At 60.6% G+C, this 16,056-nt stretch carries 13 protein-coding genes; 11 read left to right on the plus strand and 2 right to left on the minus strand.

Annotated features, from left to right (window positions below; all coding sequences use genetic code 11):
• Window positions 1-40 precede the first annotated feature (40 nt).
• Complete coding sequence (locus tag H8S11_RS04600; protein WP_207721904.1) at window positions 41-919, minus strand: YihY/virulence factor BrkB family protein; 879 nt, start codon at window positions 917-919, stop codon at window positions 41-43.
• Window positions 920-1,149: 230 nt separating this feature from the next.
• On the opposite strand from H8S11_RS04600, the gene H8S11_RS04605 reads away from it, so the two are divergent.
• A complete protein-coding gene (locus tag H8S11_RS04605; RefSeq protein WP_186852351.1) occupies window positions 1,150-1,851 on the plus strand; it encodes a response regulator transcription factor in 702 nt (233 codons plus the stop codon).
• Window positions 1,826-4,120: a sensor histidine kinase gene (locus tag H8S11_RS04610; RefSeq protein WP_186852352.1), complete on the plus strand. Its 2,295-nt coding sequence runs from the start codon at window positions 1,826-1,828 to the stop codon at window positions 4,118-4,120. Before H8S11_RS04605 ends, H8S11_RS04610 begins: the two co-directional genes overlap by 26 nt.
• Before the next feature lie 105 nt (window positions 4,121-4,225).
• Here the strand turns inward: H8S11_RS04610 and rpsT are convergent, their stop codons facing one another.
• On the minus strand, window positions 4,226-4,489 hold the full coding sequence (gene rpsT, locus H8S11_RS04615; RefSeq protein ID WP_147572797.1) for a 30S ribosomal protein S20: 264 nt from the start codon (window positions 4,487-4,489) through the stop codon (window positions 4,226-4,228).
• A gap of 198 nt (window positions 4,490-4,687) precedes the next feature.
• Between rpsT and gpr the strand changes: the two genes are divergently transcribed.
• The 9 genes from gpr to H8S11_RS04660 all read left to right on the plus strand — a co-directional run bounded on the left by gpr (window position 4,688) and on the right by H8S11_RS04660 (window position 15,981).
• Window positions 4,688-5,578 carry a GPR endopeptidase gene (gene gpr, locus H8S11_RS04620; RefSeq protein ID WP_186852353.1) on the plus strand — a complete coding sequence of 297 codons (891 nt, stop codon included), beginning with the start codon at window positions 4,688-4,690 and terminating at the stop codon, window positions 5,576-5,578.
• 201 nt (window positions 5,579-5,779) lie between these two features.
• On the plus strand, window positions 5,780-6,085 hold the full coding sequence (locus H8S11_RS04625; protein WP_240288696.1) for a translation initiation factor 2: 306 nt from the start codon (window positions 5,780-5,782) through the stop codon (window positions 6,083-6,085).
• 133 nt (window positions 6,086-6,218) lie between these two features.
• Window positions 6,219-8,003: an asparagine synthetase B family protein gene (locus H8S11_RS04630; RefSeq protein WP_186852354.1), complete on the plus strand. Its 1,785-nt coding sequence runs from the start codon at window positions 6,219-6,221 to the stop codon at window positions 8,001-8,003.
• A 199-nt stretch (window positions 8,004-8,202) separates the two neighbouring features.
• Window positions 8,203-8,355, plus strand: coding sequence for a hypothetical protein (locus tag H8S11_RS04635; RefSeq protein ID WP_186852355.1), 153 nt, complete (start codon window positions 8,203-8,205; stop codon window positions 8,353-8,355).
• 56 nt (window positions 8,356-8,411) lie between these two features.
• On the plus strand, window positions 8,412-9,179 hold the full coding sequence (locus tag H8S11_RS04640; protein ID WP_147572800.1) for an ABC transporter ATP-binding protein: 768 nt from the start codon (window positions 8,412-8,414) through the stop codon (window positions 9,177-9,179).
• Entirely contained in the window at window positions 9,169-11,016 is a 1,848-nt protein-coding gene (locus H8S11_RS04645; protein WP_186852356.1) for an FtsX-like permease family protein, read from the plus strand. Before H8S11_RS04640 ends, H8S11_RS04645 begins: the two co-directional genes overlap by 11 nt.
• A 358-nt stretch (window positions 11,017-11,374) precedes the next feature.
• Entirely contained in the window at window positions 11,375-12,784 is a 1,410-nt protein-coding gene (locus H8S11_RS04650; protein ID WP_186852357.1) for an MATE family efflux transporter, read from the plus strand.
• A 109-nt stretch (window positions 12,785-12,893) separates the two neighbouring features.
• A complete protein-coding gene (locus H8S11_RS04655) occupies window positions 12,894-14,870 on the plus strand; it encodes a TRAP transporter permease (protein ID WP_207721905.1) in 1,977 nt (658 codons plus the stop codon).
• Window positions 14,871-14,958: 88 nt separating this feature from the next.
• The gene (locus H8S11_RS04660; protein WP_207721906.1) at window positions 14,959-15,981 is read left to right on the plus strand and encodes a TAXI family TRAP transporter solute-binding subunit; all 1,023 of its coding nucleotides are present in this window, start codon (window positions 14,959-14,961) and stop codon (window positions 15,979-15,981) included.
• The last annotated feature ends 75 nt before the right edge of the window (window positions 15,982-16,056 follow it).

A 16,056-nucleotide genomic window follows, 5' to 3' on the forward strand; every position in this document is an offset into this window, starting at 1 on the left:
GCCACACGCTGGGAGGCTGCGGGATGGGGCGGCCCGCATCTCACGCGGGCGGTCCCTGCCGCCTCCTCTCTCCCCTCCGGGCCGCAACCTGGCCGAAGATTGCCCCCAAAAGCAGGATATTTCCGCAGAAATACAGCCATACCAGCAGGATGATCAGCGAGGCCAAGGAGCCGTACACCAAGGTATACCGAGAAGACAGGCCGATAAACCAAGAGAAGAGGACGGAGCAGGCCACCATGGCCAGGGAGGCCAGCAGGGCGGCTCCCCGCACGATCCGACGCCCGGCCCGGTCTCTAGGCGTCCCTACCCGATAGATCACCAGCACCAGCAGCAGGAAAAAGAAGAAGAGCAACAGATAGCGGGTCCATCGCCACAGCCCGGACAGCGCCTGCAGCGGGATCAGCTCCACCACTCTGGGGGGCAGATGGGTCTGAAGCAGGCCAAAGAACCAGTCCCCGGTGAAGATTACCACCACGGACAGGTAGATGGTCAGCAGGAAGAGCAGAGACAGCCCCAGGCTGAGAAGAAACCGGGCCGGGCCGTTGTTCCGCCTGACCTGGTACAGCTCGTCCATGGTCAGGAATAGCGTCCGGATGCCGGCGGAAGCTGAAACCAGGATGGTAAACAGTCCGGCGGCCAACAGGGCTGGGGACTGGATGTCCGCCGCGTAAGCCAGATAGTCCTCCATAATGGCCAGAGCCTGGGCGGGGAGCAACTGGTCCAGGGCGGTCAGGAGCTGCTCCAAGTCTAGATGGAATAGCCCAATGAAGTAGTTGACACACAACAGCATGGGAAACAGAGTCAAAATCAAAAAATAGGACAGGGCCGCCGCCGACCGGGCCACACCCACCCGGATGTAGGTGTGGGCCATCTCCAGAGCAAGGGCCACGGGCGGAAATGTTATCAGCTTTTTCACCATAGGAGGTCCCTCCTTCTTAGACCATTGTACTGGTCCCGCCTGTCAAAAAAAGTATGTTTTCGGGGGGCGAGGTCTTTCTTCCCTCTGATCCCCCGGCCTGTCTGGGAAAATCCCCTTGATGAATTGGGGTATCCGTCGTAAACTGTAAGAGATTTGTAAGAGATATCCGCTGAAATCTGTAAGGAATCTCTGTTATCCTGTATCCAGTGACCGAGGAAGGAGCTGTTTTCATGGCTGAACAAGCGGCTATCCTGGTGGTGGACGACGACCGGGAGATCGTGGGGGCCATCACCGCCGCCCTGGAGAAGGAGGGCTACCGGGTGCTTCGGGCCTACGACGGCATGGAGGCGCTGGACAAGGCCCTGGACCCGGACCTGCGGCTCATTCTGATGGATGTGATGATGCCCAGGCTGGACGGCCTGTCCGCCGTCCTCCGCATCCGGGAGCGCCGGAACCTGCCCGTCATTCTCCTGTCCGCCAAGAGTGAGGAGAGCGACAAGGTGCTTGGCCTGTCCATGGGGGCGGACGACTATATGACCAAGCCCTTCGGCATCCAGGAGTTGGTGGCCCGTGTCCGCAGTCAGCTTCGGCGGTATACCCGGCTGGGGGATGTGAATGCCGCCCCCGCTGGGGCCATCGTCAATGGCCGGCTGGTTTATGACCCGGACCGCCGTGCCCTGACGGCGGATGGGGATGAGGTACGCCTCACCGCCACCGAAACAGGCATCGTGGACCTGCTGATGCGGAACCTGGGCCGGGTCTTTCCAGCGGAGGAGATCTACCGCCGGGTTTGGGGGGAAGACGCGTTCGCCTCCGACAACACGGTAATGGTCCATATCCGCCGCATTCGGGAGAAAATTGAGCTGAATCCTCGGGAACCAGACTATTTGAAGGTGGTGTGGGGCATTGGATACAAAATGGAAAAAAAGTAGAGCGGCTGCCGGGTTTTTGGCCTTCCTGCTGGGAATCTCCATGCTTCTGGAGGGGGCCCTGTACTTTGGCACGGCGCTGACCTCCTCTGGCAGCCGCCGGTGGATCTCCGACAGCTTCCAAGCCGACTGGCGGGATACCACAGAGTTTCAGGGCTTTATCAGCGCCCGGTTGGTGCAGCTGATCACTATGGGCGCCGGAGGCGATGTCTTTGGGGATATCAATGGCTATGACGGGGGCGACTGGGGGTTACGGGATACAAAGGTCCGCTCTCTTCACAACGTCATGAAGGAAGACTTGAACATCCTCTACCGCGTTGAGCGAGAAGGAAAAGAACTTTACAGCAATAGTGACACTTTGACCTCCTCTACAACGGCGGCACAGCTCCCCGATGGCTATGGATTCCTGCTCCAGTTCGACGGAGCGAAGGTCCGGGCCTGGCGGGACGGTGTCGAGCTGGACATCTATGGTGATGGCTACTACCGCTATCAGAACATTGACGAGCCCTATCAGTGGTATGTCCCCGGCTACAAAAACTTTACCATAGATGAGGCAGGGAGCAAAGTCAGGGTAACCATGGCGGTCATCGACGAGCCGCATATCTTTATTAGGGGGGACTATGGCAATTCCGGGGCAAAAGAGTATAACGAGCTGTATTATTTAAAGCAAAATTTACAGATCTATCGAGAAACGATCCTCGCCCACGCCGCCTGCATGGGTGTGGGAGGGGCGCTGTTCCTGGTGTATATCCTTCTGCGGAAGGACAAACAGCGGGCCGACCGACTTCTGGCCCGTGGGACGGGAAGGATATGGTTTGAGGCGAAGCTCGTCCTGGCTTTCCTGCTGGTGTTTTTCTGTATGCCCCGGACGCAGTATCTGGGGGATGTATGGCAGGATCTGGTGTACAGCGACACGCCCCAAAGCACTGCTTCTGGCTCCACCTCCGCCGCTACCTATGACCCCGAAACGGGAGAGTGGGCCTCTGTCGAACCCGTTTACGAATACGACTACTCCTTTGAGCAGGCCATTGGCATCGGTACGGCGGTGACCACTCTGTCGGAGAACCACGGCTGGCTGCTGCGGGAGTATCTGCCCCAGCTGGCAGACCACGCTCCCGGCCTGCTGGCGGTGCTCTGGGGACTATACCTGCTCATCATCAACGACTGGCGGTATAACAAAAAGCCCTGGCGGCACGGCGTGCTGGGAATGCTGGCCGCTCGGGAGCTAAGTCGTCCTATCCAGAAGCAAATGAGCCGATTGGCTGGGCTGACGGGGCTGACCTTCGGAGCGCTGGGACTGGTGGCGGGCTATCTCTTTTTAGTTATTGTGTCAAATGAGGGCTGGCCCGATCCCCTGTGGTGGTATTTCCTAGTGCTAGGACCTTGTATGTCGGCACTGCTCTTGTTGGTATGGGCCCTGGGGCGACAGAAGAATATCTGGACTGACCTGGGGGCCCTGGCCAACCACACCGCCCGGCTCCGGGCGGGAGAAATGGACCGGCCTTTGGATCTGCCCCCGGATCACGGCCTTTATCAGTTGGCCGACGACCTGAATCACATCCAGCAGGGCCTCCACCAAGCGGTGGAGGAGCGCACCCGCAGCGAGCGGATGAAGGTAGAGCTGGTCACCAACGTATCCCACGATCTAAAGACCCCCCTGACCTCCATCCTGAGCTACACCGAGCTGCTGGCCCAGGAGCCCCTGAATCCCCCGGCCAGCGAATATGTGGCTATTTTGGAGGAAAAGGCCCATCGGCTGCGGGCTATGGTTCAGGATGTATTCGAGGTAAGCAAGGCCGCTACCGGTCAGCTTCCGGTAAAACTGGAGCGGCTGGACCTGGGCCGGCTGCTTCGACAGACCTTGGCGGACATGGACCAGGCGATTCAGAACAGCGGTCTGGCCCTGCGGCCCTCCATCCCGGATGAGGGTATCCCCATCACGGCGGACAGCGACAGGCTGTACCGGGTCTTCCAAAATCTGCTGTCCAATGCCCTAGCATACTCCCTGCCCGGCTCCCGGGTCTATCTGACCCTGACCGTGGAGGGGGAACAGGCCCGGGCCATCGTGCAGAACACCTCCGCCGCCGAGCTAAAGCCGGGAGTGGACTACACCGCCCGCTTTGTCCGGGGGGATGAGAGCCGGACCGACGGCGGCTCCGGTCTGGGGCTGTCCATTGCGGACTCCTTCACCCAGGCCTGCGGCGGTGTGCTGGAAATCACCACAGAGGCGGACCTGTTCACCGCCACAGTCATTTTTCCTCTCGCGCGGTGAATAAAATACTGCTCTCGGCACGGGGACGAACTTTCGTCCCCGTGTTTTGATTCAGATACGAAAAAAGCCGTCTGTCAGTACAGACGGCTTTCCCCACATCGGCCCTTAGGCCAGCTTGTTCAGCTTGATGGTCATGCTGCTCTTCTTGTTGGCAGCGTTGTTCTTATGCAGCAGCCCCTTGGCAGCGGCCTTGTCCACAGCCTTGACGGCCACCTTATAGGCGACATCGGCCTCGCTGCGGTTGCCTTCCGCCACAGCGGCGTCAAACTTCTTCAGTTCGGTCTTCAGCGCGGACTTCGCGGCCTTGTTCTGCGCGGCCTTGGCCTGATTGACCAGCACACGCTTCTTGGCAGACTTGATATTCGGCAAACCAAACACCTCCTCCGATCTTATCGTTGATTTGAGCACAGTACGCCTGTGCAGATATGTATTGTACCATCGGTTTTTGAAAAAATCAACTGTTTTTTTCATTTTTTCCAGATTTTTTGGATAGAACGGAATGTGCCGCAAAGACTAGGGGCGCAAAGAAATCATCCGCACAAGATATAGCGTGAAGGAGGGATGGTCATGACTATGCGCCGGACCGACCTGGCCCTGGAAGCCAGAGAGCTGTGGCAAGAGAGCGCCGGAGAGACCACCAAGCTGCCTGGGGTGGAGGCTAGGGATGGAGAACGGGAGGGCCTGCCTGTCACCACAGTGGACATTCTGGACCAGGAGGGGGAAAAGGCCCTTGGCAAGCCCAAGGGCCGCTATGTGACTCTCACTCTGGAGGGGTTGGCCAGCCGGGAGGGGGACATCTTCGCCCGCTCGATACAGGCTCTGGCCGCCGAGCTCTCCCTGCTGCTGAAGGATATTCCTCCCCAGGGGCTGGTGCTGGTGGCCGGGCTGGGCAACCGGGCCATCACCCCGGACGCCATCGGCCCCAAGGTCCACAACTACACTCTGGTAACCCGGCACCTGGTCCGCCAGATGCCGGAGACGTTTGGCGCCTTCCGGCCTGTGGCCTCCCTGGCGGCAGAGGTCATGGGGACCACGGGGGTGGAAAGCGGCGAGCTGATCCAGTCCCTGTGTGAAAAGATATGTCCCCACTGTGTCATCGCCGTGGATGCTCTGGCCTCCCGCTCCCTCCACCGGCTGTGCCGGACCGTGCAGCTGACGGATACCGGCATCACCCCTGGCTCCGGGGTGGGCAACCACCGGATGGGGCTGGACCGGAAGTCCCTAGGCGTGCCCGTTATCGCCATCGGGGTTCCCACGGTGGTGGACGCCGCCACCCTCGCTGCCGATCTGATGGGCGTGGAAGAACTGCCCGATCTTGGGGAAGGCCGGGACCTGCTGGTCACCCCCAAGGACATCGACAGTCAGGTGGGCGACCTGTCCAAAATCATCGGCTACGCCATCAATCTGGCCCTCCAGCCCGGCCTGACCATTGAGGAGCTGGAGCTGCTCCTGAGCTGACCGCTCCCCCTCTTTCTTTCACAGCTTCTGGGCAAGCCAGATCAGGACCACATTTACCACATAAATCAGAGCCAGCCCTGCCAGCCGCTGCCACTGCTTTTCCTTCACAACGTCCCCCCTTTTCCTCCACGCCTAGTCTACGGGTGGGACAAGGAAGAATATACCGGCCAAAAAGTGGACACACTAGTTCCATGATTGGGAATGTGGATCCCCGGAAAGGATGTGGCAGATATGGTCAAGGGCATCACCCGCCAGGTCATCCTGGTCAAGTCCCCGGACCCCCGGCTCTTTGAGGAGGCCATTTTTATTGTCAAGGAGGAGGCTCTGGCCCGGGAGGGCGTCAGCGCCGACCGGGTCTTGAAGGAGGCCCGTCAGGCGGCGGATGGCTATCTCAAGCAGGGTCGGGCCTGGAACCGGCGGCTGGAGCGGCTGCCCGGTCCCGTCTGGGGAGCGGCGGGGGCCCTTCTGGCCTCTCTGGGCTGGACGGTGTGGCTGTTGCTGCTGTGAGCCCTCTCCCGGCGGCGGAATAGAATGGAGATGGCAGGCCCCCTCCCACTCTCTGCGGGGCAGCCAGCCTCCGCCGCCGGACCGGCTCCGGGCGGACACTCCAAATTGATCCCATAAAGGAGCGTATGTACTTATGTCTGGTATCTGTGGATCCTGCGACTTTTTTCGTGACGGCGGCACTTTGGCCCGCCGGGAAGAGGCCCATCAGATGGGAGAGGGGCTGACCTGCCCTCAGCCTGTGGAGCGCGGCCTATGGCAGAGCCGGCACTGTGTGCTGGTCCACCGCCGGCCGGCGGGTCTGGCGCCCCAGGCCCGTCAGCCCATGGTCCGGGGTTGGGAGGGGGCGGAGTACGCCCTTGTATGGGATGGGGCCCTGACCAACGGCCCGGAGCTTCGCCGGGAGCTGGCGGAAGCCGGTTTTCCCCTTGACTCCCACGATGATACGGAAACTCTGCTTGCCGCCTGTATCCTCTGGGGAGTAGAGACGCCCAGACGGCTGCGGGGCTCCTTTGCCTACGCCTTCTGGGACGGGGGCTCCAGGCGGCTCCTCTGCTGCCGGGACCGGCTGGGAGGACGGTCTCTGTTCTGGACCTGGGTGGACGGCACCTTTCTCTTTGCTTCCCAGCAGCGGGCCCTGTTCTGTTTCCCCGGTCTGGCCCCTCGGCTGAGTCAGGACGGCCTACGGCAGCTTCTGAGCCTGGCTCCAGTCCCACCGCCCGGCATTGAAATGTTTGAGGGTATCCATCTGCTGCCCCCCGCCTCCCTGCTAATCTTTTCCCCGGACGGGGTCAGTGTCCACCCCTATTGGGCGCTGGAAAGCCGTCCGCACCCCGACGACTACCCCACCACCGCCGCCAGGGTCCGCCAGCTGGCCGACGAGGCTGTCCGCCGGGAGCTGGCCGGCCCGCCTGCACTGGGCTCTTTTTTGTCGGGCAGTCTTTCCTCCTCATTTGTAACCGCGGCCGCCGCCCTGGCGTATACTGAGGATGGGCGGCCGCCATTGGACACCTGGTCCCTTCAGCGGAACGGGGAATCCTCCGTCCGACAGGTGGCCGATGCCTTTCATACCCGGCACCGCGCTCTGGAGTGTCCCCTGCCCTCCTTGGTCAATTGTATGGAGGAGGAAGGGGAGATCCTGGAGTTTCCCGCCATGGCCCTGTCGGACGCCGGACTGTTCTTTCTCTGCCTCCAAGTCTCCGGGACCTGTCACACGGTCCTCACAGGGACTGGGGGCGGCTGTATTCTGGGCGGCTCCCTCTGGCCGGAGGGGGAAGGCGGGACTTTTCTCCCCCTCCCCCGGTCCACCGCCCTGCCCCTAGGCAGGCAGATCTTTGATCCCGGTCTGTGGCACTCCTCTGGAGTGGAGGAACACGGCAGGGACCACCTGTCCCGGCTCCTAGATCGCTGTCCCACACTGGATGGTGAGAGTCCTCGAGAGACACAGCGCCGCCGGGAGAGCTGGCTGGCCTTCAACTGGCTCCTTCCCGCCCTGCTGGCCCGCAACGAGCGTTTGGGCCGGGCCTCCGGCCTAGACCTCCGCTCCCCTCTGTGCGACCACCTTTTAGTGGAGTACGCCTGGAACATCCCCTGGTCTATGAAGACGGCCAACGGCAGACCCCTTCAGCTGCTGCGGGACGGGACAGAGGACCTTCTCCCCCAGGCAGTCCGGGACCAGGCCGTTCTCCCCCGCATCCTTGCCGCAGAATCCCTGTATGGGCAACTGGTTCGGGCCAGGCTGGCCCGTCTCCTGGACGACACCAACGCCCCGATCCGCCCTCTGGCGGAGGAGCGGGCCCTGCGCCGCCTCCTTATGGAGGATGGCGTCGCTCCCGTGGGCTCCTCCATCCCGAAGGCCCATGTCATGGCCTATCTGGTTCAGCTCAACCGCTGGATGGAGGCATTCCATCTGTCGGTATGACACCGGCGCAACCAATTTTCTTTGCTCTCATTCTTTTCCTCCTTATCCTGGCGCCCCGGTTTTCCGGGGCGTTTTCTTATTTTTCTTTTTAAAACAATTTTAATGAAATCCTCATAATTCCTTTAGAGCAATCGTCAAAACTGTATGATATGATTTGATACAGTTTTAGGGGTAATCCCCCGAAGGGAGCGGATATACGATGACGAACCATATCAAGACGGGACTGTGCGCGGCTGTATTGGTGCTGGCTCTGCTGGCAGCCTATCTCCAGGATGTGTCCTATCAGGGTGGAGGGCCTGGGGCAAGCTCCGCTTCCCCCATTCCCTTTTCCTATCTGGCTCCCGGACGATAGGGTTTACTCCGCGGGCCAGCTTTGTCCACACTTACAGTATGACAAGGAGGAACATCATGGCAGAGATTTTAACAGTAACAGACCTTCGGCGGGTCTATGGCAAAGGGGCGGCCGCCACCCGCGCGCTGGACGGGGTGTCCCTGTCTCTGGAAGCGGGGGAGTTCGTGGGGGTCATGGGCCCCTCCGGCTCGGGCAAGACTACCCTGCTCAACTGCGTGTCCACCATCGACCGGCCCACCGCCGGCTCCATCGTTATCGACGGCCGGGAGCTCACCGCCCTGCGGGGTAAGGAGCTGGCCCGGTTCCGCCGGGAGCGGCTCGGCTTCATCTTTCAGGACTGCAATCTGCTGGACACCCTGACCGCCGGGGAGAACATCGCCCTGGCGCTGTCCATCGTCAAGGCCCCCGCCCAGGAGATCGACGGCCGGGTGAAGGAGATGGCCGGACTGCTGGGTATCTCTGACTGTCTGAACAAGTACCCCTATCAGATGTCCGGCGGCCAGCAGCAGCGGTGCGCCGCCGCCAGGGCCATGGTCACCCGGCCGGCCCTGGTGCTGGCCGACGAGCCCACAGGGGCCCTGGACTCCAAGTCGGCCAAGCTCCTGCTGGACCGGCTGGAACACTTGAACCGGGAGATGGGAGCCACCATCCTGATGGTTACCCACGACGCCTTCACCGCCAGCTGCTGCCGCCGGGTGGTCTTTCTCCGGGACGGGCAGATTTTCCTGGAGCTCCGCCGCGGAGGGGAGGACCGGCGCGCCTTCTTCCAGAAAATCATCCGTGTGGTGTCTGAAATGGGAGGAGAGATGGCCGATGTTCTCTAAGCTGGCCCTTCGGAATGTGCGCCGGTCCTTCCGGGATTATGGGGTCTATCTGCTGACCCTCACCTTCGGCGTGTGCCTGTTCTATACCTTTAATTCCATCGACGGGCAGGGGGCCATGGTCTATCTGGCCCAAAATCAAAACCCCATGGTGGAACCCATCCTCATGCTGATCGACATCTTTTCCGTCTTTGTGGCGGTGGTGCTGGCCTGCCTGATCCTATATGCCAACCGCTTCCTCCTCCGGCGGCGGAAGCGGGAGCTGGGCACCTATCTCCTGCTGGGCCTGTCCCAAGGGCAGGTTTCAAGACTGCTCTTTCTGGAGACCGGAGTTGTCGGGCTCCTCTCCCTAGCCGCCGGGCTGGGTCTTGGAGCGGCCGCCTCCTACGGGATGTCTGCCCTCACCCTGTCCATGTTCGAGATGGATGTGTCCGACCTGCTGGCCATCACCTTCTCCCCAGGGGCCGCGGTCAAAACCGTCCTATACTTTGGGCTCATCTTCCTGCTGGTGATGCTCTTCAGCGGTGTGCAGGTATCTCGGGCCAAGCTCATCGACCTGATGCAGGGGGAGAGAAAAAACGAAGTGCTAAAGCCCCGCCCCCTGGGAGTGGCCGTGTTCCAATTTCTGCTGGGCGTTGTATTTTTGGCCGCCGCCTATGCCATCCTGCTTACCTTCGGCATGGCCATCGCCGTAGCCGTTCTGCCCATCTGCGTCCCCATGCTGACTCTTGGTACCCTGGGCACCCTGCTCATTTTCCGCTCCCTGTCCGGCTTTGTGTTGAAATTTGTCCAGGGGCGGCCCCGGCTCTACTACAAAAATCTCAATCTGTTTACCCTGCGCCAGTGGATCAGCAAGGTCCATTCCACTTATCTGGCCCAGACCGTGGTGTGTATTCTCCTCCTGCTGGCCATCGGCATCACCGCCAGCTCGGTCGGACTGAACAGCACCATCGAATCCATGACCGGCTATCAGTCCCCCTTCGATATCACTGTCCAGAACCGGAACGCCGACGCCTTGGGTCCTATGGACTTTGACGCCCTGCTGGAAGAACATGGGGTAAACTCCTCCGCCCTTTCCTGGCAGCAGGACACCATTTTTTATTATAATGACGCCTCCGTCACCGGCATTGAGGAGGCCAGCGCCGCCGTCCGGCTGTCCGACTATAACGCCCTGCTGGCCCGCCAGGGAGAACCGGGGTGCAGCGGCCCCCTGCCCCATCTCCAGGAGGGCAGCGACGTGACGCTGACCACCGGGAATCTGGGGTTAAGCTATCTCATTATTCCGGATGAGATGGCATCCGAACTCAAAATACGCCGTCAGGTCTGGTCAGCGGATTACGCCGGAAACCCGGAGGAAACGGAGGCGGAGGTCATGGCCGCCTTGCGCCAGTTCCAGGAGGAAAACTGGTACTTGTCCATCAACAGTCGGCTGACCATCTATCAAGAGGCCATGGGCAACAAGATCCTGGCCCTGTTCCTGGGACTGTACCTGGGCTTTACCTTCCTGCTGGCAGCGGCGGCTGTGCTGGCCCTCCAGCAGCTGAGTCAGGGGGCGGACAATACCGGCCGGTATGCCATCCTCCGCCGGCTGGGGGCCGAGGAACGGCTGGTGGCCCGATCAGCTACCCAGCAGGTGGCCCTGGCCTTCCTGCTCCCCCTCGGGCTGGCCCTGATCCATTCCGCCGTTGGAATGAGAGCAGCCAACGAGCTCATCTCCACCGCCGGGAAGGTGGACAGCGCCGCCAGCAGCGCCGTCACCGCCCTGGTCCTGCTAGCTGTGTACGGGGGCTACTTCCTGGCTACCGCTCTGGCCTGCCGCCGGATGGCAAAACAGGCCTGAGGCTGTACAAGAAAGAGGCGATCCACTGACGATGTATCCGCTGTAAATGGGCATATTCCACACTTACGGGGTGAGGTACGCTTTTATTCTTTCGCACCTGTGGGCACGAAACTCTGTGAGGTTTTTTTGATAGTTTGTGGCCCGCCCATGGATATCCATGGGCGGGCCTTTCTGCCTTTCCCCAGTCGAGAGGGGCCTCCATTTCCCTCATGGGCCGCCGGCCGAGGCATTCTTTGCGTTTTAATGCAAAACAGTTGGCTCTCTAGCCATAAAGATTGTATAAAAAAGCTCTATGCAGGCCGGGAACAGGTGACTATAATACGGATGATTATTTTGGCTCCTGTTTGGAGGTATGTGCATGACTAAGGACCTGACCCAAGGCAGTCCCATGGGACTAATCGTCCGATTCGCCCTTCCCACTCTGCTGGGGATGCTGTTCCAGCAGCTTTATAATATGGTGGATACCATGATCGTGGGCAAGCTGTTGGGGGCTTCCGCCCTGGCGGCGGTGGGCTCTACCGGCTCCATCAACTTTTTTGTCATCGGCTTCTGTATGGGGCTGTGCGGCGGCTTTGCCATCCCGGTGGCCCAGCGGATGGGGGCCAACGAGCCCTCCAAGATGAGGCGCTATGTGGCCAACTCCGCCTATCTCGCCGCCCTTTTCTCCCTGTTGCTCACCACGGCCACTGGTCTGCTCTGCCGCACGATCCTGACCGTCATGCGGACTCCGGCGGACATCTTTGACAACGCCTACACCTATATCTTTATCATCTTTATGGGCATCCCCGCCACCATTCTCTACAATCTGCTGGCCGGCATCCTCCGCTCCCTGGGAGACAGCAAGACGCCGGTGGTCTTTCTGGCGCTGTCCTCCTTTCTCAATATTTTCCTGGACTTCGCCCTTATCCTGTGGTTCGACGCTGGGGTGGCGGGGGCAGCCATCGCTACGGTGGTATCCCAGGGGATCTCTGGTGTAGCTTGCCTATGCTACATGGCCAAAAAATATCCCATCCTCCGCATGAGTCGGGAGGAACGGCGGCTGGACATCCACTCCTGCCGGGTGCTGTGCGCCATGGGAATTCCCATGGGCCTGCAATACTCCATCACCGCCATCGGCTCCATTATCCTCCAGTCCTCCGTCAACGCCCTGGGCAGTCTCTATGTGGCCGCCGTAGCGGCCGGAGCCAAGCTTTTTCAGCTGCTGGCCTGTCCCTTCGACGCTATGGGAGCCACTATGGCCACATACTGCGGACAGAACGTGGGAGCCTGCAAGCTGGACCGGCTGGGCCGGGGCATCCGCTCCTGCACGGCGCTGGGGCTGGGCTGGTCCCTCCTGGTGCTGTGCGCCATGCTGGCCTTCGCCCCTCAGTGCGCCATGCTCTTCCTGGACCCCAGCGAGGAACAGTTGGCCCTGCTGGTGGAACTGACCGCCCGGTATACTGTGATTCAAGTATCTTTCTACTTTCCCCTGGCCCTTGTGAATATTGTCCGCTTCTCCATCCAGGGGATGGGCTTCTCCACCTTCGCCATTCTGGCCGGGGTGCTGGAGATGTTTGCCCGGACCGGCGTAGCCACCCTGCTGGTCCCCATCTTTGGCTATACCGCCGCCTGCCTGGCCTCCCCCGCAGCTTGGCTGGCCGCAGACCTGTTCCTACTCCCAGCCAGTATCTTCTGCATCTCCCGGCTGCGCAAGCTCTACCCCTCTGTCCCGGACAATGAGCGGACTGCCGACCCCGCCCCCGCTCTTCTGTCGGACCCGGCCCGGTAAGGGCAAAAACTTTCCTTCAGGACTTGACACAGGGCTCTATCTATGATACAACAAGTAGCGTTGTTGCTTCAGCACTTTTAAGCGATAAAGTATTTGGGGAGGAACTCCAATGGAAGAAAACCGACCAATGGCCCAGCACGATCAGGAACAGCTGGAAGCCAAGGCCCAGAAGCTGCTGGAGGAAAAGGAGGCAGAATCCCGCACCCGCTCCTACTCCGGCCCGGCAGGTACAGCAATCACCATCCTTCTGTGTGTGTGGACGGTGTTCCAGCTGTATTACAGCACCTTTGGTGTCATGAGCGCCATCAACCTGCGGGCATTCCACTGTATTTTTCTGCTGGCTTTCACCTTTCTGCTCTACCCCACCTATAAGCGGGAGAGGCGGGTGCGGAAGCTGCCTCCGGTGTGGGACCTAGCGCTAGTCGTGCTCACCGTTCTCACCTTTGGCTATCTCATCTTGAATTATGAGCGCATCGCCCAGAACGGCGGCCGGATCAACCAGTTTGAGCTGATCATCGCCGGTGTGGCCCTGGTGCTGGCCTTTGAGGCTGCCCGCCGGGCCTCTGGCAATCTGGCCATCCTGGCCCTGATCTTCCTGGCCTACAACTGGTTTGGCCAGTATCTGCCCGGTAAGCTGGGCCACAACGGCTTTACTTTGAAGCGGGTGCTGTCCACCCAGTTCTGGGGGACCCAGGGACTATTGGGCACCGGCATCGGCGTTTCCGCCACTTACATCTTCCTGTTCGTTGTGTTCGGCGCCTTCTTGAAGTACAGCGGCTTCTCCCGCTTTATCAATGACTTCTCCCTGACCCTGGTGGGTCAGACCGCCGGCGGTCCGGCCAAGGTGGCGGTCCTCGCCTCCGCCCTGATGGGCATGATCAACGGCTCCGCCATTGCCAACGTGGCCACTACCGGCACCATTACCATCCCCCTGATGAAGCAGACGGGATATAAGAAGGAATTTGCCGGCGCCGTGGAGGCGGTGGCCTCCACCGGCGGTCAGTTCTGTCCCCCCATTATGGGCGCGGTAGGCTTCGTCATGGCGGAATTTTTGAACCTGAGCTACACTGCCGTCATGCTGGCCGCCATCGTCCCCGCCTTTTTATACTATTTGGGGCTGCTGTTTGCCGTCCACTTCGAGGCCAGGCGGCTAGGACTGTCCGGCCTGTCCAAGGAGAACATCCCCGACGCCATGAAGGTACTCCGGGAGCAGGGGCATCTGGTGATTCCCCTGGTGGTCCTCATCGCCCTGATGGCCATGGGTTACACCCCTCTATATGCCGCCGTCATCGCCATCTTTGCCACTATCGCCGCCAGCTGGCTGCGGAAGGACACCCGAATGACCTGGTCCAAGATCGTGGCCGCCACGGTGGAGGGGGCCAAGGGCGCTGTTTCCGTGGGTGTCTGCTGTGTTATCATCGGCGTCATCATTGGCACCGTCACCCTCACCAGCCTGGGGTTGAATATGGGCTACCTCATCCTCTCCGTCGTGGAGAACAGCAGCATCTATCTCACTGGTCTGCTGGTCATGATCATGTCCACTATCCTGGGCATGGGCGTCCCCGGAGTGGCCGCCTACGTCATCGTTCAGGCGGTGGCCGTCCCCGTTCTGATCGACGTGAACGTACTGCCTATCTCCGCCCATATGTTCTGCCTTATCTACGCCTGTCTGTCCAATATCACCCCCCCGGTGGCCATGAGCAGCTATGTGGCCGCCGGCATCGCCGGCTCCAACCAGACCAAGACTGGTCTGCTGTCTGTCCGCCTGGGCCTGGTTGGCTTCCTGATCCCCTTCTTCTTCCTGGATAACCCCATCCTCCTCATTGGAGCCGACCCCACCGCCACCATCGCTGGCAGCCTGTGGGCCATGTTCACCGCCTCCATCGGCACTGTGGCCCTGGTGGGCGGACTGGAGGGTTGGTTCGTCCGCAAGTCCAGCTGGCCTGAACGTATCGTCCTCATCGCTGTGGCCCCCCTGATGCTCTATCCCGGAGCGGTCACCGACTTCATCGGCTTTGCCATCCTAGCGGCAGTCATTCTCTTCCAGTTCTTCACCCGCCGCCACGCCCCGGCACAGACTGCCTGAACCTTGTCCCGGACCCCATCTGTTGTTCCTCATCCTCCTGCCACAGGGTGTTGGACATATGAAATCACATCGCAAAGGAGTATTCGAAATGAAAAAGATCCTCTCTCTTGCCCTGGCCGCCGCTATGACCCTTTCTCTGCTGGCCGGCTGCGGCTCCAAGGACAGCGGCAGCTCCACCAGCTCCGCCAACAGCGGCGGCGCCTCCAGTCAGACCACCGGGACCCATGACCCGGTCACCATCAATTTCCCCACTGCCTCCGCCTCCGGCGCCCTATACGCCGTCGGCGCCGCCATCACCAATCTGTGGGATACTGAGATCGATTATGTCAGCGCCTCCAGCCAGGCCTCTGCCGGCGGCATCGAGAACCTGACTCTGGTATCCGAGGACGAGGCCCAGGTGTCCATTGCCATCTCCAGCAACTGCTACCAGTGCCTCAACGGCACCGACAGTTTCGAGGGTTACGCCTATGACGATTTGAAGGTCATCGCCGGCCTGTACTTTAACCCCAATCAGGTGGTGGTCACCGAGAAGTCCGGCATTACCTCTCTGGCCGATGTGGCCGGCAAACACTTCGCTGTGGCCGCCGCCGGCTCCTCTGTGGAGGGTGAGTGCCGCAACCACTTCACCGCCGCCGGCCTGACCTACCCCGACGACATCCAGGCCGAATATATCGACTTTACCGCCGCCGCCGATATGCTGGCCAACGGCACTATCGACGGCGCCTGGATTATGTCCGGCGCCCCGGCCGCCGCTGTGTCCCAGGCCCTCTCCTCCGGCTGCAAGCTGCTGAACATCGACGACACCATCATCTCCTCCCTGCAGGAGCAGTACCCCTGGTACGCCCCTTTGACCATCCCCGCCGGCACTTATCCCAACCAGGACGAAGACATCCAGACCTCCGCCATCAAGATGGTCATGTTCTGCCGGGGCGATCTAGATGAGGAGACCGTCTATCAGCTCACCAAGACTTTCTGGGAAAATATTGATAAGTTGGGCGACTCCCAGGCCAATCTGAAGGGTCTGACTCCCGAGGAGGCGGTGAAGGATATCGCCGATCTGCCCCTCCATTCCGGCTCTGAGAAGTACTACACCGAAATCGGTGTGCTGTGAGCTTCTCTATTGGACCGAATAATTTAAATAGCTCCGGGACCTGTTCAGGTCCCGGAGCTATTTTTATCATCTTAT

It is taken from the genome of Flintibacter hominis, assembly GCF_014287965.1.
Lineage (GTDB): Bacteria > Bacillota > Clostridia > Oscillospirales > Oscillospiraceae > Lawsonibacter > Lawsonibacter aceti.

Bases quoted from the DNA above. Each gene is read 5' to 3' on its own strand.
- H8S11_RS04600 (WP_207721904.1), bottom strand. From the start codon at position 919: ATGGTGAAAAAGCTGATAACATTTCCGCCCGTGGCCCTTGCTCTGGAG.
- H8S11_RS04605 (WP_186852351.1), top strand. From the start codon at position 1,150: ATGGCTGAACAAGCGGCTATCCTGGTGGTGGACGACGACCGGGAGATC.
- gpr (WP_186852353.1), top strand. From the start codon at position 4,688: ATGACTATGCGCCGGACCGACCTGGCCCTGGAAGCCAGAGAGCTGTGG.
- H8S11_RS04625 (WP_240288696.1), top strand. From the start codon at position 5,780: ATGTGGATCCCCGGAAAGGATGTGGCAGATATGGTCAAGGGCATCACC.
- H8S11_RS04630 (WP_186852354.1), top strand. From the start codon at position 6,219: ATGTCTGGTATCTGTGGATCCTGCGACTTTTTTCGTGACGGCGGCACT.
- H8S11_RS04635 (WP_186852355.1), top strand. From the start codon at position 8,203: ATGACGAACCATATCAAGACGGGACTGTGCGCGGCTGTATTGGTGCTG.
- H8S11_RS04640 (WP_147572800.1), top strand. From the start codon at position 8,412: ATGGCAGAGATTTTAACAGTAACAGACCTTCGGCGGGTCTATGGCAAA.
- H8S11_RS04645 (WP_186852356.1), top strand. From the start codon at position 9,169: ATGTTCTCTAAGCTGGCCCTTCGGAATGTGCGCCGGTCCTTCCGGGAT.
- H8S11_RS04650 (WP_186852357.1), top strand. From the start codon at position 11,375: ATGACTAAGGACCTGACCCAAGGCAGTCCCATGGGACTAATCGTCCGA.
- H8S11_RS04655 (WP_207721905.1), top strand. From the start codon at position 12,894: ATGGAAGAAAACCGACCAATGGCCCAGCACGATCAGGAACAGCTGGAA.
- H8S11_RS04660 (WP_207721906.1), top strand. From the start codon at position 14,959: ATGAAAAAGATCCTCTCTCTTGCCCTGGCCGCCGCTATGACCCTTTCT.